Source organism: Anaerocolumna aminovalerica (assembly GCF_900115365.1).
Classification (GTDB): domain Bacteria; phylum Bacillota; class Clostridia; order Lachnospirales; family Lachnospiraceae; genus Anaerocolumna; species Anaerocolumna aminovalerica.
This window is the reverse complement of the sequence record NZ_FOWD01000041.1, coordinates 1-22156: the sequence shown is the minus strand read 5'-3', so window position 1 is coordinate 22156 and position 22156 is coordinate 1. Positions and strand designations below refer to the sequence as shown.

Genomic DNA, 22156 nt, shown 5'->3' with positions numbered 1-22156 from the left:
AAATTCAACTAAATAATTCCAGAGCCTTTTTATATTTTCTTTGTCTGCAATAAGCTTTTTTTAAAATACTTTTATAAAAAAGAACATACCCCTTATGTCTTTCTGATTTTAATCTGTCCATTAAAGTTTCCATAATATTGATAAAGTTAGGATCATCCAGATAATCTTCCTTACACTCATATAAAGCTTCTTCCAGCATTATCTTTTCAACTTCTATTGTATTCCCTTTCTTTTCATTGTCTTTTATCCAGTTTTTCATAGCATTGATAAACTCTTCTGCAACATCCATTTTTTCACTCCGAATGTAAGCCAAGGCTTTCTTATGATATAATAAAAAATCATTCTCCCAGGTAACCATATTTAAATATTTTAATGCCAGACTGTAATTACCGCTTTGTAAATATGTTGCACCCATATTATAATGAATCTCACTTAATTCTTCTTTCCAATATGTATTTTGCAAAAGATGTATCGCCCTTTGATAGGCAGGTAACATTAAATCTTCAATGTGTAAACATGCATATACAGTGCCCACCATACGATAACAGAAACCCAACGCCCATGTATTTCCTTCCTCAAGGGCAAGAGATATACATTTATCTACGTATTCATGAACTTTGTCATATTGGCTAATTCTATAATACGCTAGAATAAGCTTAACCAAACTATAACTATTATTTAATATATTAAAAGCTTGAATATACAAATCAATGATTTCTTTTTCTTCCTCCTTTTTCAATGGTAAAGCCATATAATAATAAGCACGTTGTTTATTATTCATACTGTCCAGACATTGTGATAATTGCTTTAATGATTCCTTATTATCTTCATATGCTTGTATTATTAACCAGTCAATTGCCAAGGGACTATAAGATAATTTTTTATCTGCGGATTGTAATTCCTTATAAGCACTTTTTTCAAGATGATAAGACATTTGTTCAAAGTAACTTTCAATTAACTCATTATAATATTCCATAAATGATTCTTCACAGTAAAACTCAATATCCAATCTCTCAAAAAGCTGCTTTAATATATGAGAATCAGGTGTTACTTGATTTCGTTCTATCTTACTTAGATATGAAGGGACACAAATTCCATAACACACTTCTTTTTGCCCTTTATTTTGTTTTAATCTTTCTAGTTTCAGTAATGTACAGCTATATTGGTATGCTTTATTCATTTCATCACCATCTTCCCTATTCTTTTGATTTACTTTAATATAAATTAAATAAAACTCTTTCCTTTAATTCCAGTTCTTCTTCTCCATAATAACCTGCCTTATTCTCAATATAGAAATGAATGTTTCTATATTTCTCGTCTGCAAAAAGGCTTCTTTTATAATGAGCGGTATAAATGTTACCATTTTCTAATTTTATTAAACGTTCACCATCTTTACCAAGTAACTCACTATTCATCTTATTGCCATACCTATCATATATTTCCAGCTTATCTCCTCCGGCAATCTGAACTTTTACACCAAGTTCCTGACTGGATAGGTTAAAATCCCATGGAATAAATTTAATTTCAAGAATATCATCTGTTCCATAAACTTCATCCGGGGTAAAAACGCATTCTTCTTCATTCAGAATCTGGATTATAGGGGGCTTAATGGATGCTTTGTAAGCTGCTATCATGGTGTTAACAAATAGCTTAACCTCCATTTCACTATTTCCAACTGGAGAATGTCCAACACCGGAGTATGTAATGTTGCCTTTATTATAGATATAATAATAGCTGGAAGCATCATTTGGTGACATACCATATATATCAGCAGTGCTTCCATCGCTGTTTCCTTTAGCCAGACAATACCATACAACTATACTTGGATCTTCTAAGTTAAGTTGAAAATATTGTGCGTGGGTATCTGCCACACTGATTGTATCATCAATTACATAAGGGTACTGGGTAATCTGTCCCTGGTTCAGTTTTGTAACCGTTGTTGTTATATTATTGTCAGCACTTGGACTTAATCCTTTAAATGTTAGATTCACATAATTATCTGCTATCCTTTTTAAGGCATAGGAATTGTATCCGTGAATCTGGGGATACAAAACTCCTGTTGGTGACATTGGAATATCATTATATTCTTTTAGTACTCCACCGGGATTTCGTACACCAAAACGATCCATTCCTAATATATCTCTAAAATCCTTATTAAAATAATATCCAAACTCATTAGCCTGAGAACTTTCATTATTAAAAGAAGTAGTATCATGTGTAAAGAGAACACTTTTTCCTTTTTCAATAAAATATTTTATATTATTCAATGCAGATTCATTCTTTATGGGTCCATAAACATCACTAAAACCTAGAATCAACATATTATAATTTTTTAATTTATCCGTATTCTTTTTTGTTCCTTCTGAGGTTATATCAAAATAATTATTATATCCTGAATACATATTCTCAAATTCTAAGATGGTCTTCGTTTCAAAAATAACTTTATAATCGTTAAGATTCTCCGTAAACTTACGAAATTGTGGATTATTTTGAAGGGTTAATGTAGTACTGCTGCCATTTTGGTTAATCTGTAGGACACGAATTGTTTCTTTCTCAGAATCAGATCGTTTTACAGCTGAAAAACCTGAAATCTCATCTCGATTTTCCGTTTGCTTCTCATCAACGATTTGCAGTTTCCATGGTATGACTCCAAAGTAGTCCATTGCTAAACGTTTGGTTAGTTTATGTGGTGTGTTTGGAGTAACTCCTGTCTGAATCATATTAAGTTCTGTTTCGTCAAATCTTCCGTCTGAGTTGGCATCAATATAGAGTTTTACCTGGAAGGTTTTACTAGTATCCTTTTCAAGAATTGTGTAGTTATATACCAGGTTTCTAAAATTAATATTACTGCCATTAATGTAATTATCGGCACTAATAGTCCCATTATTGAATATGCCCTTGTAGGGAGTAGGAGCCGAGTTAATCAACAAAGTTGGTTTATCTGTGTTTATCTTACTTTGGATGTTCCTAACAGGCAGTTCTGCAATATTTAACAGATTCGCTCTTTCTTTATTTTCTTTAATTAAGGCATATATATTTGATGTTTTATCTACTACAAGTTCTGTCAGATCTGATCCTGTATGATACAGCTTAGAATCAACCAATACCGGGTATCCTGCTTTTATAAAATCAGCCAGCTCGTTTTTTTTCTGCTTTGTAATATCATTACCTGGCATCCTTGTAGTATTCCTTGTGGATGTATTCGTACCTCCCGGAAGCCAATTTACTTCAAAACGGTTACCTTTGATCAAATCTCCAACATGAAGATAAATCTTTCCATCAAGTTGATTATCATTGTAATAGGGTAAATCTATGTACTGTGGGTCATTGGACGAATTCTTTCCATAATCCGGATTTCTTTGGGATTTCGTATTATATCCTCCACAATTCATTCCAAGATAGATTCCATCATAAGTACTATTCAAATCTTCTATCTTGCCCACAAATTCAGCAGAAGTCATTTGAACAATATCTATTTTTCCAATATAATTAGGTAACAAAGCCCGCAATCTATATGTGTTTAGTGTAAACTCATTGGTCGGTTCGATATTCAATATCTTAAGGGGCATATCTTGAACTGACTCATGGCTTTGAGAACCAAGAATAAATTTAATTGCATTAGCAGGGGTATTTTTTTCTCTCTTCTCTTCCAAATAATCAAAAAAATCTTCCGTATATTTTGTTTCACCTATCTTATCATTCACAAAATTTTGTGACAAAGTGCAATCTCCATTATAAGTATAAATTCTTCCTGTAACACTTACGTTACCACTCATATAAGGATTTAGCCTAAATTTTTCCCACAATGTATCCCAATGGGCATCCCATGCCAGAGAACCATCCTTTTGGGTGGGCATAAAGGTACTTTGACACCAATAATTTTTGCCGTCCCCTTTTTGATTCACGAAGGCTCCATTCTTTATTAATGCCTCTTGATTCTCATTTAGAAATAGATTGTAAAATAGAACCGGATTCATGGTTCTTGACATCAAGGCTAACTTATATACATTATTGGAATTTCCCCATTCACTTCCATTTGTATGATTTGTCCCATTTCCATAATAATCTGTCTGGTAAGGAGTTACCAGTTTACTTGTGCTGGTTGGTGGATTTGTGTACACAGTCCAATCAAATATAATAGCCCCATAATCTTTTTCAATATTTACTTTCTTAAATATGCGGACAACTGCATCCCAGCTTAAATCGTTATTGCCAAATCCATCCCACGGGTGGGGTTTAGCCGGCTTACCGGCAAGGTTATATTTTTCCCATATTTCAGGAAGATTAACAATATGGGATTTGGGACTAATAGATATTAAATCCGCTCTGTCTATCCATTCCAGCTGCTCATTTAGATCCTTTGGTTCCACGGTTTTGACTAAAATATGATAATCTTTTATATCATTTTCCGAAACTTCTAATACATCCTTTAAAAAATAATTATGATTAGTATAAGCATAAGCATATCCTTTTTTAAACTGATTATCTGTTCGGCTTGTATAGACTTTATCACCAATAAACTCAAGTTTTCTTTTATTCTCTACTTTTTCCTCACTCATACCAAAAACAGTTTTCCAAACTATATTCCCATTATCCACTTTAACGTAATTGACCTGTCCCGTTGCTTTATCAACAACTTCCTGAAATAGTCCCTCATTTTCTCCCACTCTTTCATAATATCCGTACAATGTCTTTTCACCATTTTGGGTAATCCAATCCGATGGAATCCCTTTCTCATCCGGAAATTGATACTGTATGCCCCAAACTGCAGAGGAGGCTTTAGTTGCTGTTACCGTTGTCATATCACCTGAGTAACGAAGCCTATCCATATCAACTGGCTCACATCCATCTATTAAATATCCAATCTCTCCATATCCTTCATAAGGAACAATCTCAAGTATGACAAATGGATTGTTCTTCGTCCCCTTTTCGCCGGATTGATTTGGAATCCAATCGGTAACTGCTTCTCCTTTAGATATAACTGCAGCCTGTACCCACATTATTATTTGAGGCATAATGAGAAGAAGAGAAAGAACCAGTACGGTTACGAAAGTATATTTTAAACCATTATAGGACTTCATATAGCTACACTCTTTTATTTTTCCAAACAATTTTTTCAATGAATGAACCTCCTTCCATTATGGTACAGGTTTTATCTTGTTTCTTAAGGTAATGACCTGATTCTTTAGTTGAAAGGTACTCTTTTCTTTTTTTAGGCTTAAAGATACCTTGATTTGTTTATTAGAATCATCAGCTCCAGTATCCACCACTTGAAATTCTTCTACATATTTACCTAATAATTCTTTGTTACCAATCTGAATACCCTCTGGGGTAAATTTCTTAAAATCAAGCTGGTGTTTGATAGTATCAAAGAGAATAACATAGGTAACATCTTCCTGATATATTGTAAGTTCACCACTTGGACTAAACTTTACATTATACCCTTCAATGATCAGACCATTTATTTGGTTAATAATAATCTGCCCTTCTGTCTGCAATATGACTTCATCGTTTAGATTTCTATAATTTCCGGAACTATAACTCATGATAAAAGCTAAAGAGACCATAACAATCGCCAAAATTGATACAGCTGTTAACAGTTCAATGAATGTGAAGCCTCTATTGTCTTTTTCTCTTTGTGTCACAGGGATTCCCCCTTTTCTCCCTAATTTACCTCATGCCTACCTGTCTCTTTTATACATTTAATAACCGAACTTCGATTAGAATACGTGAATTTAATACTGCTATAATTAGATGAGAATGAACCGGAACTTCTATTAAAACTGATTGCGATACTCTCATCACTTTCTAATAACTTCTCTGTACCCCCATTTTCCCAATAGTAAACAGACATTTTACGGCCTATTCTTTTACCGGAATCGGAATCCAACTCTGCAAGAGCACTATTCTGCTCATTGGATACTTTCATATAAATTCCATTGCCATAATAATATATATGCAGATAAGATTTTGAACCCTTTGCCATAGTATCCAATCTCAGCTTTTCCAGAATTGCATCCACACTTTTCGCCGCTTCTTTAGTATCTGTCATGGCAATTCCATTTAGTAATATTAAGACTCCTGATGTGATGATTATAAATATTCCAAGTGCTATGACTAGTTCAATCAGTGTATATCCCTTATTACCATCCGCCATAATTACACCTCTTATTCTTCATTCAATTTCCAGTTTTCATAACCGATTAACTCAGATACTATGATCCGGCTATTATCTCCCAAGTTAGAACCATCCTCATTCACCACTAAATTTCTAAAAATAGTATTTAATTCCGTGTTTTTATTAATTATAGTATTTACAACCTGTTTTGAAGCCGTTACTGTGGATCCCGCTGAAAGACTGACGTCTCCTCCAGCCAGGATTAATCCGGTGAAGCTGCCATTAACAACTACATTCCCAGTTGCAACAACAATTCCTTGCATACCCGAAGTTGTGATAAAATCACCATCTACAACATAAGCTTTATGATTGCTGTCTATGGTATAAACTTGATCTGTGAATGGTAAAATCTTTGAAATGTCTATAATAGATCGGAATACTGAGGCAGGGTCATATACAGCTCTCAAGTGTGGCTCCGAAAGTTCCTGAGACAATATCTTATATCTTTCCTTTAATTGATCCGCTATAGACTGTATTGTACTTCCATCCGGTGTGACAGTACCCTCCACAAGCCCCGCACCGCTTTCCTCTTGGTACGTAAGCAGATGCCCCGGAGACATAATCCATGAGGATTCGGTATTTATTGATATACTGCCTGCAAAACTCTTAATCCTTGTCTCCATCTTGCTTTCTTCGTCTAATTGTTGTTGTCTGTAATAGTATTTCAGAAATTCATTGACTTTCTCTTCGTTAGCAAATGTAAGGAAAAAGAATACCTCTTTACGGGGTCCATGATTATAGAATATGGTAGTGTAGCCATTGGCATAGCAGGCAATCTCTGGAGCTAATGAAACCATGGGAGCGTCCCCTAAACCGTCCGTTTTATTTTTTCTTCGTAAGTATTTATCATAGGATACCGGATTCCCTACATTCTTAGGTTCTGCTGAATTGGAATCAATGTCCTGCCATAAACATTCACTTGGTACCAAATAGGCATATTGATTCCCTTTTATTGCCAAAGACTCCCCTGTCCAAATATCCCCCTGAAGGTTTTCATTATATTCATTGCCGCCGGTACTTGGGTTAAGATAAGCTCTTCTTGCTATAAGTAATCGTTTCAGATTTGATAAATTAAGGGTTGATTTAAGCCCATTTATTATAACTGCACTGCTTTTATCAGGAATATGCTCATTTCCATATCCATAATATTCACCGGATAAAGTAACATCACTTTTCTTTGCCCCAAGTGTCAGATCGTTTTCCACATAACATTTACCACTGATCTGAATAGTGGTGGGCATTTCCGTACCGGCATTTATATTCTGGAATGTGGTAATATTCTTTGCCCATATATTTGGATTATCAAGAATCTGCAGGTTACTGCGATTCTTAACATCAATATTTCCTCTTGTTATAATATTACTCCCCCGCCCCATGGTGAGAAAGGAGGCATTCTCCAGAATGATTCCCCCATTACCGGCGTAAACATTTCCATATACTTTAACATTATTAACCGTATTAAGAGATATACTATGATCCGCTATGAGGCCATAGTCAGCAAATACGTTGGTACCGCTATTGTAGGCGTGAAAAGCCATGTCAGGAACCATAATTTTTATATCGGTGGACAAGGTTGTTTTATAATTCTCACTGTTTATGTAACTTAGCTTTATGTTCTTTATAATAATGTATCCCGGTTTACTTGGATTCTCTCCATCTATTACTATTTTATTTTCACCCATGTCAGCATTGGTTGTTAACATGGCATTAGGTTCCTTTATGTATCCCCGGATTGTTGCAGGCTCATAAGTGGTTAGATCAATACCATCTCCTAGTTTCTTTGCAATCTCGTTAATAAAAGTCTGTGAGAACAGGTTTTCTTTATCTATGGTCTCATTCAGATAATTCTCCATTGCCACATTGTAAGCTATCTCTAATGAATCAGCAGTAACTTCTTCAATTCCTGCCCGAATCTCTGTTAAAGCAGTTTCTGCTTCATAAAAATTTGCCTTTGATTTCTGATTTATACTCTTCATTTGAATATGATTCCATGTTATGGTCAGTAATAAAGAAGATATAATCGTAAGAAAAGCAATACATACAATTATAATAATCATAGCAGAACCTTCATTATTTATAAAATAATGCCTGTCTTTCCTCATAAATTATTCCTCCTTTATTATATGAAAGGTTACACAGGGAGCAGCGGTATCATAATCCGCACCTGCCGAAAATAATTTTACGGTAACATCATACAACCTGGTTTTAGTCTCTTTCTTAACCAAAGGGCTGGTTAATGATACATTATTATAAATAGGAACAAAGTCAGGATTATCCACTATAATTCCATAGCTGGTGTCTTGACTGACAAGAAATAAGTCAATGGTATCTGTTATAGTACTATCTTTATGTATCGTAACTTTATCACGGATGATAGGTCTATAGAAAACATAGATTCCATTCATATCACTATTATAGTCTGTTTCTTTGAGAACATAGCTTTCAATGCCGCTTCCGGGAACGGCTCCGCAGGTATATACTGCCTCCACTCTGACTTCAATGTTTCCGCTTAGATTCTTGATATTAACCTGTATGTCCCGGGTTAGATTCGTTCTAATGTCATCTTCCGAATACTCACCAACTGTATATCCTGTATCGGTTTTCCTCTGTTCCCGGTACCATCTGTAATTATTATGTAATACTGAAATTGCCATGGATGTTTCACGGTTCTCTGTGGCTATTACATTCTTCATTTCATTAATATCATTAATAACAGGCATTTTATAATTATTATAACCTGTCAGATCACCATCAGAATTGACGTCTTTGTAAACATCCTTATCAATGGTTATTTGTACATCATATTTATTCTTTCCATCCTGAACCAGCTTCTTAGTGTAGATTGTTTTATCATCATGAACAATTGTATTATCATTATAGGTGGATGCAATTTCAAGAATGGTTTTTGCTTTTACATCTTCCACAATATTCTGTGCCAGGATAGTTTCTTGTTGTACTTTTCTTGCTTTTGCATTCACTCTGGCTGAGGCAAGAAAATTCTTTAGTATAGGGCCGAAGACAAGAGCAATAATTGCTATACCAACCAGAAGTTCCACTAAAGAGAACCCTTTATTACCTATTTGGAATAATTTTTTTCTTTCTCCGCCCATCATACCCTCCATATTACTTTAATCCTTATGTATAGCTTATCTATTCTACCGGAAGTTCAAAAGTTCCAAATATATTATCCGTCCCCAGGTCAATTCCATAGATATCAAATAGCTCTGCTTCCCGTCCTTCCCCTGACACCATAAACAGGTCTATTGTTATGGTTCCTGTCAAGTTACCTGTTGTACTATCGAATGCAGCTGTTATAGATTGAATTCTCATTTTCTCATGGTAATTATTTATGAAATCAATAGCTTTTTTAAATCCGCTATAATTAGTTTGATAGTTTATAGTGATGGATGACTGATATCCTTTTAAACCCTTCCTTTCTGCTGTCACATCTGTGGTATCTGAGCCATTGGATGTGTCATTGGCAGTCTGATCTGTGGTATTATTCATTTCCCGATTCGAATCATAAATATGGGTAATATCTCCAAAGGAAATAGCACTTACTATCATATCCGCTTCCTTCTCCAATTTCGTAACAAATATGGTATTCTTATCCTGGGTCATAGAAGCAGCTAAGTGATTGAACATATCCTGGGTATCTGCTAACATCTTATTGGTTTCTTCAATATATTTTTCTTTTGCAACATCTTTTTGTATTAAATCATTCAGTTTCACGCTTAATTCCAGGTTATCACTACTTAAGGTATCTATTTTCCCAGTAAGTTTCACATAGCCAAATTGATAGGAGCAGAATAAGATAATAAATATAAGCAAAATGAACAGTAAATTCTTTTCTCTCTCTGACAGTTTTTTAATTATCTCCATCCTTATCCTCCTTTGTAAAACCTTCTTTGTATTTAGCGGAAACCGTAAACTCTACTGTGATATTACCATTTTCATCCCTTTGTTCCATAATACTCTCTGTTTGCACTTCAGTAAGGGCATCTATTGTTTTTAACTGTGTTATTACTTTGGCGGCTTCTGTTTTGGAACCTGTCTTTATATTTAAGGAAATTTGAGTATCCGTTATATTCATAGTATTGATATTGCTCTTAGATGGCAATTTTTCCTCCAACTCTGTAATGAGAGAATTTAAACCCTCATTATTTCCCAGGGTAAGATCATACATAGCCTTTATACTGTTATACTGATTCTTGGCTTCTTTATGGTCCTTATAAATTTGTTCAGCCTCTGACAGTTCCTTAATCTGTGCTTCCAGCCTATCTTTCTCCAGCCTTTCTGTACGATACCCAATATAGGCCGTTAAAACAAATATAATACTAATAGCCACAGAACCGCCTAGAAGAACCCTTCTTAAGTGAACCCTACTCTTCCTTTCTACAGTAGCTAAGTAGTCCTTTGGCATAAAATTAATAGGATTCATAACTGCTCCGATACAGGAGAGGTAATCGCCCTGATTTTCAGCCTTAAACTCAATATTCTTATCGAAAATTACACCACTGAGAGTCTCTATCTTTTTCGTATGTATACCAGTCTCGTTAGAAAGTAATTTACTGAGACCTTTTATTTTGGTACCCTGTCCTGTCAGATACATGATATGTATTTTTTTTTCTTCATTTCTTGAAAGATAATAATCCAGAACTCTAATTATATTATTAACAAGAAGGTACAGAGATTCCGTTAACTCTTGTCTGGCAGTATTCTCCAACCCATTGTCTGTATATTCTTTGGAATATTCTAATGTAATCGCTGCTGTTTCCTCTACATGAGGTTCAAATTCCCTATTGATTAACGCATTGTTGCTTAGCAGCTGTAATGCCTCATTATCGTTGTTAACATCATAATACCTACTATTTACTAATGTGTTAGTAATAGAATTTGTACCATATTGTATAGTGCGCTGAAAGGTCAGCACTCCACCCTCAAGAAAACTAAGAAGCGTGGAATCTTCTTGTATCTGAGCAATTAATCCGGTTTCTGTTCCCCCTTGCTTTTTACAGACCTGAAATATACTATTTCCAATATAGTCAATGGCTTCTACCTGGTAACCTAACATTTTAGCAACGCTATAATAATTTTTAATCAGCTGATTTGGTGCTGCTAATACAGAAATTCTTAACTTTTTTTCTTTTCCATTTATTATCTTTTCTAATATTCCATATGTAATGGTATATTCTGATATCTCCACCGGGAAATAGTCCGTGGCATTGGTTTCTATTATATCTTTAATACGATTATCACTAACATAGGGAATTACAATCTCACGATTGGCAATCTTTGTTGATGCAATGGTGAAAATAACCCTGGTGCTCTTCAGCTTTGCTGCAACAATTTTATCTTTTGCTGCTTCAACAAACTTCTCCTTATTGCGGATAAATCCATCTTCATATGTATCTTCCGGTGTTGGAAAGGAAATGCATTGATATACCTTTGGATTTTTCTTCTTATTCTCAACTTCACAAATTCTGGTAATGTGAAGTCCGGTTTCTATACTAATTACCCTGTTTGACATATCTTCCTCCTATATCATCCACTTATATATAACCCTATATACCAATCAGTTATTGGCTTTCCATATAATATAGCAATCATAATACCTGCTGAAAGGTAAGGACCAAAGGCTAATACTCTATCCTTTTTACTTACTCTCATTCTAATTAAATGAATCACGGATCCCAAGATACATCCAAGTACAAAAGCTAATATATTATACTTCCATCCAAGGATTAACCCGATTACAGCCATAAGTTTAATGTCTCCTCCCCCAATTCCTTTCCCTCTGGTTATAATATAGATAAGAAGAAGGAAACCGCTGACACCCACAGAACCTATGATATAATCCATATAATTCTCAAAATCATAAAGAACCCGGATAATGCCTGCTATTCCCAAAAATATATTGATCCCGGCCGGTATCACATATGTTCTGAAATCAATAACACTCATTACAATAAGTGCTGAAACGCATAAACAATATATCACACTCACCGGAGTTAACCCATGTATTAAAAACACCCATACATAAAGAACCCCGTTCAGCCCTTCTATAATGGGATATTGTATGGATATCTTACTGCCGCACTTTCTGCATCTTCCCCTTAAGAAAAGATAACTCATTATAGGAATTAGCTCATACCACTGTAACCGGTAACCGCATTGGGTACAGTGGGAAGGGGTTGTAACGATATTCTTTTTTAAAGGGATACGGTAAATGCAGACATTAAGAAAGCTGCCAATTATGATACCGTATAAAAAGATAATAAAGCAGATGATTGGTTCCGGTTTCATGGATAGACTCCTTTTTTAGGAACATCAAACAAGAACAATGTCTTGTTTGATGTTGTGAAAGTTGTTATTTATATTGTGTTCCAACTGTTGGATATAAAATAAGTGAGACTTGATCCTCCGTATTAGGCAGATCATCTCCAACATAAATCTCAAAAGTTTTATCAGGCTTAAAATAAATATAAAAATCTTTATAAACGTCTGATTTATATTTAGGTTTAGGAGCTTTTGAACCATCACTAACCTTACCAAGAATATCTTGAAGTTCTTTTAGGAAAGCATTATTTGTCGCATCTGCTGTTAACGCTACCGATATCTTCTGAGAGACAGCCTTTTCATATGCCGCTTCATTTGCCAATGCCACATTCACTGCTGTAGCTATTGTCTGCGCTGTTTGAACATCTGCTGCTTTCTTGGACTTATCAAGATACTTAATCAATTGTGGTGCTAACACACCTGCCAGTATTGCTATAATAGCAATAACGATAATTAGTTCCACTAATGAGAACCCTTTGTTATTTAGTGCTTTTCTTATTTCTTTCTTTTTTTCCCTTTCCATTTCTACTCTCCTTTTTAAATTTATTCTTCTAGGCATTTTAACAAATGCCAATATATTAATAATTATCAGGAAATTCATAATTTCCTGATAAATTATCTCCTTTAACATACTTATAGATTACCAAGCCCCTCATACATGGCAAGCATTGGCTGCATTATTGCCATGATAATTATTCCTACCATAAAAGCCAGAAAGATAATAATGGCAGGCTCCAAAACAGCTGTCAATCTTTGTGCTGCAGCTTCCACTTCTTCGTCATAGTAGTCTGCAACCTTTTCCAGCATACTCTCAATGTCACCGGATTCCTCACCTATTTTAATCATCTGATATACCATTGGGGGGAATATTCCAGCATTCTTAATAGGAATGGAAAGTGGTATTCCTTTGGCAACATCTTCTTTAGCCAGAAGCAGAGCGTCTTTAGCAACTACGTTATCCATGGTTCTTGCGGTAATATCCAACGCTTCAATCACAGGGATACCGGCAGCCAGCAAAGTACATAGTGTTCTGGTTAATCTGGCAGAAATGGATTTCATAATAAACTTTCCGTAAAAAGGTACCTTATAGGCTATACGCCCAAGTGTCTCCCTGCCGGCAGTTGACTTTTTATATAGGGAGAACCCAATTATGATACAGGCTGCCACAACAATCAGTACATACCATCTTGTAACCATGAAATCACTAACTCTTATGACAAGCCTGGTCATGAATGGCATGTCAATATTCATATCAGCAAACATGGCCATAAAGTTGGGAACAACAAAGAGCATCATAACTACTAAGACTGCTACAGCCACTAAACCAACGATAATTGGGTATATCAAAGCCTTCTTCATTTGAAGCTTTAATTTTGTCTCTTTCTCAAAATGTATTGCCAGTCTCTCAAAGACGGTCTCCAAATCTCCTGAGGCTTCCCCTGCCTTAACCATATTAGTAAGAATAGAAGGGAATACTTTCTTTTGTTCCCTCATGGCATCTGCAAGACCCTCACCTTTTTCAACAGAAGTTTGAACTTCTTTAATTGCCTCTGAGAGCACCTTATTCTCCGTTTGCTGGGTGAGTAAATCCAGTGCATTTACCACCGAAACTCCGGCAGTCAGAATACTTACAAATTGTCTGCAAAATACACTTAAATCTCTGGACTTTACAGGGTTTCCAACAGTTATGTTAATATCTTTATTTAAAAAGCTTTGTTTCTCTAATGATACCGGAAGAAAGCCTTCTGCTTTTAATAGGAATTTTGCTTTCTCCTCATCAATTGCTTCTATACTGCCTTTTTGTACTTTTCCCTTCTTATTAATGACAAGATAAGAATAACTGTTCATTTAATCCTCCATTCTCCCGCAAACCTGCGAATTTAGACAGCAGCACAAATTTGCCCTGTGGAAAATCTTGATTTTCCACACATCCTCCTAGAATAATTTTCGTTCAAGTGCAATGGGATCCTGTGCAAAATGAAGTGCATTTTCAGAATCTATTTTTCGTTTTATATATAAATTAAAAATTGCATCATCCATCATCTGCATGCCAGACTTTTTATTCGTTTGGATAATGGAAGGAATCTGAAACCCTTTCCCTTCTCTGATAAGATTTTTAATAGCCCCGTTTGCATGCATAAACTCAAAAGCCGCCACTCTTCCTTTTTCACCTGAAAGAGGAATGAGTTGTTGGGATATTACAGCTTCTAAAACTGTTGCCAGCTGGATACGAATCTGTTGCTGCTGATGAGGGGGGAATACATCAATAATTCGGTCAATGGTGCTAGCAGCACCAATAGTATGTAATGTAGAGAATACCAGATGCCCTGTTTCAGCAGCTGTAATAGCAGTAGAAATAGTATCCAGATCCCTCATTTCTCCAACCAGTATAACATCCGGATCTTCCCGAAGAGCTGCTCTAAGGGCATTACTATAGGATTGGGTATCCAATCCTATCTCCCTCTGATTTACAATGGACTTTTTATGATGATGCAGATATTCAATAGGATCTTCTAATGTAATTACATGGGTATTATAATTGGAATTAATCACATCAATTAATGAAGCCAGTGATGTTGATTTACCACTTCCCGTAGGCCCCGTTACCAATACAAGTCCTCGTTTCTTAGCTGTTAGTTCTACAACAGAACTTGGAATTCCCAGCTGTTCCGGTTTTGGAATTGTTGTACCTACCAGGCGAATTGCCGTTGCATAGGAACCTCTTTGTTTAAATACATTGACACGGTATCTGCCCAGATTGGGAATAGAGTAGGAAAAATCCACTTCCCCTTTTAGCTCTAAAGAAGTTCTGAAATGTTCCGGAACAATAGGCATTATTAATTCCGATGTATCATTAGGCAGATATTTAATGTCCCCCACATCCTGCAGTTCACCGTTAACTCTGCACTTTGGAGGCAGCCCAACTGTAATGTGGAGATCGGATGCTCCTATATCCTTGGCGATTTGTAGTAATTCTTCTATAGTAACCATACCTTTTCCCCTGCTTTCTTTTAATCATCAAATAAAATTTTCTTCATTTCAGAAATTGAAGTAATACCATGGAATACCTTTTCTGATACACTGGTTTTCAAAGTCTTCATTCCCTCTGATAATGCCAGATTATGAATCATTATAGCATTACCTTTTTTACTTATTAATTCTTTAAGTGCAGGTGTTAAAGGCATAATTTCATATATTCCGATACGGCCAAAATATCCTGTCTCATTGCACATATGACATCCTATTGCTTCATAGATTACCTGTTCCTCTTCTTCCTTAAGCCCAAGCAATTCCTTCTCTAATTTATCCGCCTGCTTTTCCTTCTTACAATAGGGGCATAGTCTTCTTACTAACCTTTGGGCTATAACACCAATAGTTGCATCGGCAATAAGGTAAGGTTCAACTTCCATGTCTTCTAACCTTGTAATACTACTTGCTGCACTATTAGTATGAAGAGTACTTACTACAAGGTGACCGGTTATGGATGCTTTTATGGCAATCTCTGCAGTCTCATTATCCCGAATCTCACCAATCATAATAATATCCGGATCCTGCCTTAGGATGGATCTGAGAGCACTGGCAAAGGTCAAGTCTGCCTTTGGATTTACCTGAACCTGATTGATTCCATCAATATTAGCCTCTACCGGATCTTCTACCGTAATAATATTAACATCTTCCTTATTCAGCTCACTAAGTGCTGTGTAAAGTGTTGTTGACTTACCGCTTCCAGTGGGTCCGGTTACTAATATCATCCCATGAGGTTTAGAAAGGATGGCATTAAACTTCTCCATTTCTTCATCAGTAAATCCAAGATCTTTCTTGTCCTTTGTAAGACCTCTTTTAGAGGTAAGTCTCATTACTATCTTCTCTCCGAAAATCGTCGGTAAAATTGATACACGAATGTCATATTCTTCTCTGTCAATCACCATAGCTATTCGCCCATCCTGGGGTTTTCTCTTTTCAGAGATATCCATATTCCCCAGAATCTTAACTCTTGCTACAACAGCTGAGAGCAAGCTGCTGTCATAGTTCATAATCTCTTTCAACAATCCGTCAACCCGGTATCGTATGCGTATAGCTTTTTCAAATGGTTCTATATGTATATCACTTGCTCTTTGCCTTACGGCCTGTTCTATCATGGTCTTCACCAATATAACAATAGGCGAATTATTTATATCTTCATTATTTTCTTTTTCTTCCTTCTCTTTGTCCAAAATTTCTTTTTCTTTGGTATACCGTTCTGCCACCTCCATGGCTTCCGCATTCCCATAGTACCTGTCTATTGTTGCAGCAATTTCTCCCGGAAGTGATATAACCGGTGCTATCTTAAAGTTAGTTATGATAGACAAATCATCAATAGCCATAATATCCATAGGGTCTGACATTGCTACCCTAAGGGTATTAGGATCCTTTTTATCAAACTCGAAAGGAATTAGCATATATTTTCGCAAAATTTGTTCGTTAACCAAGGCAAGAATATCTGTTGGTATTTTAATACCCGTAAGTTGTACAATATCTATGTTAAGTTGTTTCTGAAGTGCTTTAGCAATAGAAAGTTGATTTACATAACCTAAATCAACTAATGTTTCACCTAATTTACGATTACCTTTTTTTTGCTCTGATAAAGCTATCTTCAGGTCAGTTTCTTTAATAAGACCTTCCTGGATTAATATATCACCCAATCTTTTTTTATTTTTTCTAAAATCCATTCCTGCCCTCACTGACTCCTGTTATTTTTAGTTCTTGTTAGATTAATAGTACTTTAGCCCTATCATATCATATGCTGCTGTCTTAACAACCTTAAATTAACATTTCGCCAAATATAAAATAAAAAAAGCAACAAAACAAAAAAATGTTTCTGCTGCTTTCTAATTCCTATATTTAGGAAGGTTCAAACCCTCCATGATTTCTTAAGTTTATTAATTAAAAGTATTTCCGAAGTGGTATCCATATCCGGATTAGAGTCCGGATGGTATTTTTTAGCCAGTATCTTATAGAACTTGCCAAGCATTTCTCTTTCGTCATCGTTAAACTCACTGCTGTTACTGCTGCTGTTATAATAATTATTAAAATTTTCCTGGTAGGCATATTTACGGTATTTCTTGCTATTCTTTTTTAAATTGATTCTTTCTTCAAGTATCTGATTCAGTTGATTTAAATATTCAGAGTTCATTAACTCACCAAATACATTATAGCATCTGTCATATTCACTGGCAGCTATACCATATTCTTTTTGAAAATCCTCTTTGGCTCTGCGATATTCTTTCAGCACCTCTTGGTGATGTTTTCGTGCCAGATATTCCTCTGTTTGCTGATATTCATTCAGAATTCTTTCTTGTAAGGGCCTAACCTCCGACTTTATAATTGACCATATTTCATCACTGCTGATATTGGTTTGTTTTGTTATAGAATCAATTTTACTTTCACCAATGCAATCTTCTAAATCATAATCAACTAAATCATAATAATGAATCACACAAAGTGAATAGGTTTCATCCTTACATAAACTAATACTATAGGCTTTATTGATAGGACGTTCATATCTTTCATTACTCATTCTATAAGTATAGGTCTTACCTGTTTGTCCATTATTAGACCATGTATAGGAATCCACCAGGATTTTTTTAGGCTCTCCCAATGTATTTGTTGGTATATTGTGTAATTCCTCTATATGACAATACAAAATGACACCTCCAAAGAATATATTCTTAATCCATGATTATTCTATGTTTTAAGTATAGTATTCTTTAAAGTTTCATTTGTATGCACAGATGGCTGAATCTGTTATTCCCAAATCTTAAAAGAAGGCTGCCGCAGCCGCCTCCTTCTCTTTTCGTATTCTTTACAATTGCGCAAATATTTTATCACCCTTTGTATTAATATATCCATACATAATGCTGCTAAGGATTATTAATACCAGTGCCATAGCGCCATTGATGACTGCCGGCCTTATATTTAGTGCAAACATCAATATAAAAGGTAAAAAGGATATAAACATATTAAATAAAACAGCAACTGTAGTTGCACCGCTTTGCTTAATAACCGACACTTCGGAAGTCCAGTTTAGATTCGGCATTTTAAGATTTATTAATAATCCAAAGATAGATACAAAAAATGCAAATGCTGTTGGTAATAGTATGATCATAAATAAATCCAGTAAAGATAAATGAAGTCCTATAAATACAATAATCGAATTTATGATAACAGCTGGTACGGTTAAAATAAGATTCAAAGCAATTTTACTGTTAAATATAGTCTTTGTCCTTAAGGGTGATTCTTTTAATATCCACAAATTTCTTCCTTCCAAGGAGATGGAGCAAGCTGTTACATTAGTCATAGCAACGCAAAATCCAAACATAATTGCAATTATCTGGCCGAATTCACTTCCAAGTACAGGCACATTAATGATTTCTGCCAATGTTTCTTTACTAAGAAATAAAGATGCAACAGAACCTAAAAACATTATTACAATACCAAATCCTGTGTTAAGAACATACAAAGTAGAGGAAAAATATCTTTTTGCTTCTTTTATCAATAAAGCTTTAAATGGTGTAGATTGTTTCAAACTGCCTACTTTATAATTGCCCCTTGTAAAATTAGAAAGAATCTTTGTATTAATACTCTTAAACTTAACTCCAACCATAAGGGAAAACAGAACAAATGCTCCTAAGGATATGCCAACAAATAACACAATGGATATTATATCATATTCACAAACTGCCTGGCGAAACATTCTTGCCAGCAGATACATATTATCTACCTGGTTGGTAATAGCCGTTGTTATTTCACCCATTTTTTCAGCTGAATCAGCAGTAAATGTAAATACCATATAAAGTACAAAAAATGCTGTAACAATGATAAGATTCACAAGATTACTATGGCGGAATCTGGAGGCCACAACCGCAATAACTGTTCCAATAATCATTGCAATTATCATAGGTACCAATGGTATAAATAACATCATTACAATACTAATGATGTAGAATATAGGAGATGGTTTTACTAATATACCATAAGCGATAGTATTTGGTACCATTACTATACTTGTGAAAAGAATATTTAATAAATACAATAGCAATAACCGGCTTGCTACAATTTTACTGGTGGCTACAGGCAAAGACATAACAAAATCATAGTCTTTAAAACCAAACAAGGTTCCTTTCACTTTATTGACAGTAGTTATTATTGTAATAAGACAAGTAATTGCCATCATAAATTCTGGCAGAATTTCTATGGTTCCCAATAGTTTAAAATTAGAACCCAGCATAAAACTGTAGAAGAAAGATATTCCTGCAAGTAATAAAAGCAATGCAGACACCCCAACTATAAAGAATGGACTTCTTTTTTTAATATTTCTGCTTTTTTGGGAAATATTGAAATCAAAGGTAGTACCTAATTGAACTTTGGTCAGTAACCATATTTCTCTCATAAATAACCACACCTTTCTATTTTTGTTCGATTAATTCCATAAATAATTCTTCAAGGCTTTGGTTACCTTTTACTTCTTCTGTGTTACCCCATGCAATTAATTTACCACCTTTAATAATAGCAATTTTATTACATAGCTTTTCTGCAACTTCTAATACGTGAGTAGAGAAAAAGATTGCACTGCCCTCTTTGCACATCTCTGCCATAAAAGTTTTTAATGTATGTGATGCTTTTGGATCTAGCCCTACAAAAGGCTCATCTAACAATAATAACTTTGGCTTACGGATCAAGGCTGATATAAGAGCAAGTTTCTGCTTCATACCATGTGAGTAAGAAGATAATAAATCCCCCATATTTGAAGTCATTTCAAATGCATCACCGTACTTTTTAATCAATTCTTCCCGTTCTGATTTAGATATGGAATAAATATCGCCTACAAAGTTTAAGTATTGAATACCGGTTAAATGTTCATATAGATCTGGATTATCCGGTATATAAGCAGTTACTTTTTTACAGGCAACTCCCTCTTTCTTAATGGACATTCCATTGATCAGAATATCTCCTTCTTCAAAATCCAAAACTCCTGCAATTGCACGTAACGTTGTAGTCTTTCCGGCTCCGTTATGTCCAATAAAACCATATATATCCCCTGCTTCTACTTCCAAGGACAAATTGTCTACTGCTTTTTTACCGCCTTTGTATACTTTACTAAAATTATGAATACTTAGCATCATTAACCTCCCACAAATGAAAACTATAATAAAATACATATAATGCATATCTAAATATATAACCACATAATATTATTCCGTTATTATTTTGTCAAGTAAAACCATCTATTAATAAAAATAATAATACCCGAAAAACTTCATATTCACATCCATATTTTACTTGATTTTTTTGTAAATTTAGTTTATAACAGGAACATAGAAGTTAAAATAGAAACGGACATAACAATAAGCTTTTTTCAGGCTTTTAAAGATATACTACAGCTTTAGAATAATTCCTATATAAGGACAAGTACTATTAAAGATTATAATGGAATAAGGAGGATATATAGAATGGGAGAATTATCCACACTGCCAAACATTGCCACAAAACTGGAAGCTCAGCTTTCCGATGTTGGCATTACCACAATCCAACAGCTGCAAGAGGTTGGAAGCCGGAAAGCTTGGCTGCGCATCCTGGCCAATGATCCATCTGCTTGTATCATGCGGCTTTCCGCACTGGAAGGTGCGATTCAGGGTATAAGATGGCACTATCTTGATGAGGATACCAAGGAATCTTTAAAGGAATTTTATAAGCAGCATAAGGGAGAAATCAAATGAATGAATATATCAGTATCAAGAGTCTAACTGATGAAATTAAAAAAACCGCAGATGTCTTCATAAAGGAATTCGATGATGTACAGGAAGCTGACAAAAACCTTCGGCTTGACGGTGTTGACAGAACACCTCAGGAAATTATTGCATATCAGCTTGGGTGGATGAATCTCATCCGTAGTTGGGATAAGGACGAGTTAGCTGGCATAGAGGTCATAACACCTGCACCTGGACTAAAATGGAATAAGCTAGGTGCCTTGTACCAAGGATTTTATGATAAATACAGCAGTTATTCACTGGAACAGCTGCGGATAATGTTTATCAGTACCGTTAATGAGTTTACAGAGTGGGTTCAAAGTTTTAGTGAGGATCAGGTATTTCAGCCCGGCGGCAGAAAATGGGCAGCTTCTACGGCCTCTAATTGGCCTATTTGGAAATGGGTTCATATAAACACAGTAGCACCTTTCAAATCCTTCCGCAGTAAAATTCGTAAGTGGAAAAAGATAAGAGGGGTCTAGACCTAATATCCGTAAAATAAAATTAAGCACCTGTATGTTTATAATGTCAAAAAACAGGCTCTTTGTCAAGTTTTGGGGTGGGATTCTCTGAATCCTGCTCCATTACTGTATTTAGAACCATTTTTATGTTTGTGTCTATAATTCCTGTTTTTGGGCATGCCAAATAAGCCTCTTCATTTTCATTTTTTGTCGTCCAGTTATCATCAGATAGAGCAATGAATAATTCTTGTCCGAAAACGCTTAAAGTTACGGACTCCAAAAGATATTCTTTTAAGTACCTTGATTTTGTTATTATAGCCTTCCGTAGGGCCGTTGGTATATTTATATTTAAAGGCATTCAAAATTCCTTCAGACCAGTTCCTGTATGTCTT

At 35.1% G+C, this 22156-nt stretch carries 19 protein-coding genes; 2 read left to right on the top strand and 17 right to left on the bottom strand.

What is annotated here, in order from left to right; genetic code table 11:
- Window positions 1–4: 4 nt before the first annotated feature.
- The 16 genes from BM183_RS17130 to BM183_RS17055 form a co-directional block, all read right to left on the bottom strand.
- Window positions 5–1180, bottom strand: a complete 1176-nt coding sequence (locus tag BM183_RS17130; RefSeq protein ID WP_091688265.1) for a helix-turn-helix domain-containing protein — start codon at window positions 1178–1180, stop codon at window positions 5–7.
- Window positions 1181–1214: 34 nt separating this feature from the next.
- Window positions 1215–5120 carry a DUF5057 domain-containing protein gene (locus tag BM183_RS17125; protein ID WP_091688263.1) on the bottom strand — a complete coding sequence of 1302 codons (3906 nt, stop codon included), beginning with the start codon at window positions 5118–5120 and terminating at the stop codon, window positions 1215–1217.
- Between the two features lie 18 nt (window positions 5121–5138).
- Window positions 5139–5645, bottom strand: coding sequence for a PulJ/GspJ family protein (locus BM183_RS17120; protein WP_170848056.1), 507 nt, complete (start codon window positions 5643–5645; stop codon window positions 5139–5141).
- Window positions 5646–5665: 20 nt separating this feature from the next.
- On the bottom strand, window positions 5666–6157 hold the full coding sequence (locus BM183_RS17115) for a type II secretion system protein (RefSeq protein ID WP_091688258.1): 492 nt from the start codon (window positions 6155–6157) through the stop codon (window positions 5666–5668).
- Between the two features lie 11 nt (window positions 6158–6168).
- A complete protein-coding gene (locus BM183_RS17110; RefSeq protein WP_091688256.1) occupies window positions 6169–8280 on the bottom strand; it encodes a hypothetical protein in 2112 nt (703 codons plus the stop codon).
- 3 nt (window positions 8281–8283) lie between these two features.
- The gene (locus tag BM183_RS17105) at window positions 8284–9300 is read right to left on the bottom strand and encodes a pilus assembly FimT family protein (RefSeq protein ID WP_091688254.1); all 1017 of its coding nucleotides are present in this window, start codon (window positions 9298–9300) and stop codon (window positions 8284–8286) included.
- A 28-nt stretch (window positions 9301–9328) separates the two neighbouring features.
- Window positions 9329–10060 carry a hypothetical protein gene (locus BM183_RS17100; RefSeq protein WP_091688252.1) on the bottom strand — a complete coding sequence of 244 codons (732 nt, stop codon included), beginning with the start codon at window positions 10058–10060 and terminating at the stop codon, window positions 9329–9331.
- The gene (gene pilM, locus BM183_RS17095; RefSeq protein ID WP_091688250.1) at window positions 10047–11708 is read right to left on the bottom strand and encodes a pilus assembly protein PilM; all 1662 of its coding nucleotides are present in this window, start codon (window positions 11706–11708) and stop codon (window positions 10047–10049) included. The genes BM183_RS17100 and pilM overlap by 14 nt, the downstream gene beginning before the upstream one ends.
- Window positions 11709–11722: 14 nt before the next feature.
- Window positions 11723–12484, bottom strand: a complete 762-nt coding sequence (locus BM183_RS17090; RefSeq protein ID WP_091688248.1) for a prepilin peptidase — start codon at window positions 12482–12484, stop codon at window positions 11723–11725.
- Window positions 12485–12548: 64 nt separating this feature from the next.
- Window positions 12549–13040 (bottom strand): prepilin-type N-terminal cleavage/methylation domain-containing protein, encoded by a 492-nt coding sequence (locus BM183_RS17085; RefSeq protein ID WP_091688288.1) that lies wholly within the window; start codon window positions 13038–13040, stop codon window positions 12549–12551.
- Between the two features lie 110 nt (window positions 13041–13150).
- Window positions 13151–14365, bottom strand: a complete 1215-nt coding sequence (locus BM183_RS17080; RefSeq protein ID WP_091688246.1) for a type II secretion system F family protein — start codon at window positions 14363–14365, stop codon at window positions 13151–13153.
- A gap of 87 nt (window positions 14366–14452) precedes the next feature.
- Window positions 14453–15508 carry a type IV pilus twitching motility protein PilT gene (locus tag BM183_RS17075; RefSeq protein WP_091688244.1) on the bottom strand — a complete coding sequence of 352 codons (1056 nt, stop codon included), beginning with the start codon at window positions 15506–15508 and terminating at the stop codon, window positions 14453–14455.
- 20 nt (window positions 15509–15528) lie between these two features.
- Window positions 15529–17226: a GspE/PulE family protein gene (locus BM183_RS17070; protein ID WP_091688286.1), complete on the bottom strand. Its 1698-nt coding sequence runs from the start codon at window positions 17224–17226 to the stop codon at window positions 15529–15531.
- Between the two features lie 182 nt (window positions 17227–17408).
- A complete protein-coding gene (locus tag BM183_RS17065) occupies window positions 17409–18200 on the bottom strand; it encodes a hypothetical protein (RefSeq protein WP_091688242.1) in 792 nt (263 codons plus the stop codon).
- A 159-nt stretch (window positions 18201–18359) separates the two neighbouring features.
- Window positions 18360–19946 carry a putative ABC transporter permease subunit gene (locus BM183_RS17060; protein ID WP_091688240.1) on the bottom strand — a complete coding sequence of 529 codons (1587 nt, stop codon included), beginning with the start codon at window positions 19944–19946 and terminating at the stop codon, window positions 18360–18362.
- A gap of 16 nt (window positions 19947–19962) precedes the next feature.
- A complete protein-coding gene (locus BM183_RS17055; RefSeq protein ID WP_091688238.1) occupies window positions 19963–20676 on the bottom strand; it encodes an ABC transporter ATP-binding protein in 714 nt (237 codons plus the stop codon).
- 330 nt (window positions 20677–21006) lie between these two features.
- Here BM183_RS17055 and BM183_RS17050 point away from each other — a divergent pair, with 330 nt between their 5' ends.
- Together BM183_RS17050 and BM183_RS17045 are read left to right on the top strand one after the other, a co-directional pair.
- Window positions 21007–21273: a TfoX/Sxy family protein gene (locus BM183_RS17050; protein ID WP_091688236.1), complete on the top strand. Its 267-nt coding sequence runs from the start codon at window positions 21007–21009 to the stop codon at window positions 21271–21273.
- The gene (locus BM183_RS17045; RefSeq protein WP_091688234.1) at window positions 21270–21785 is read left to right on the top strand and encodes a ClbS/DfsB family four-helix bundle protein; all 516 of its coding nucleotides are present in this window, start codon (window positions 21270–21272) and stop codon (window positions 21783–21785) included. Before BM183_RS17050 ends, BM183_RS17045 begins: the two co-directional genes overlap by 4 nt.
- Before the next feature lie 203 nt (window positions 21786–21988).
- Here the strand turns inward: BM183_RS17045 and BM183_RS17040 are convergent.
- Window positions 21989–22156 (bottom strand): transposase (locus tag BM183_RS17040; protein ID WP_139221547.1); only part of this gene is annotated, 168 nt, incomplete at its 5' end.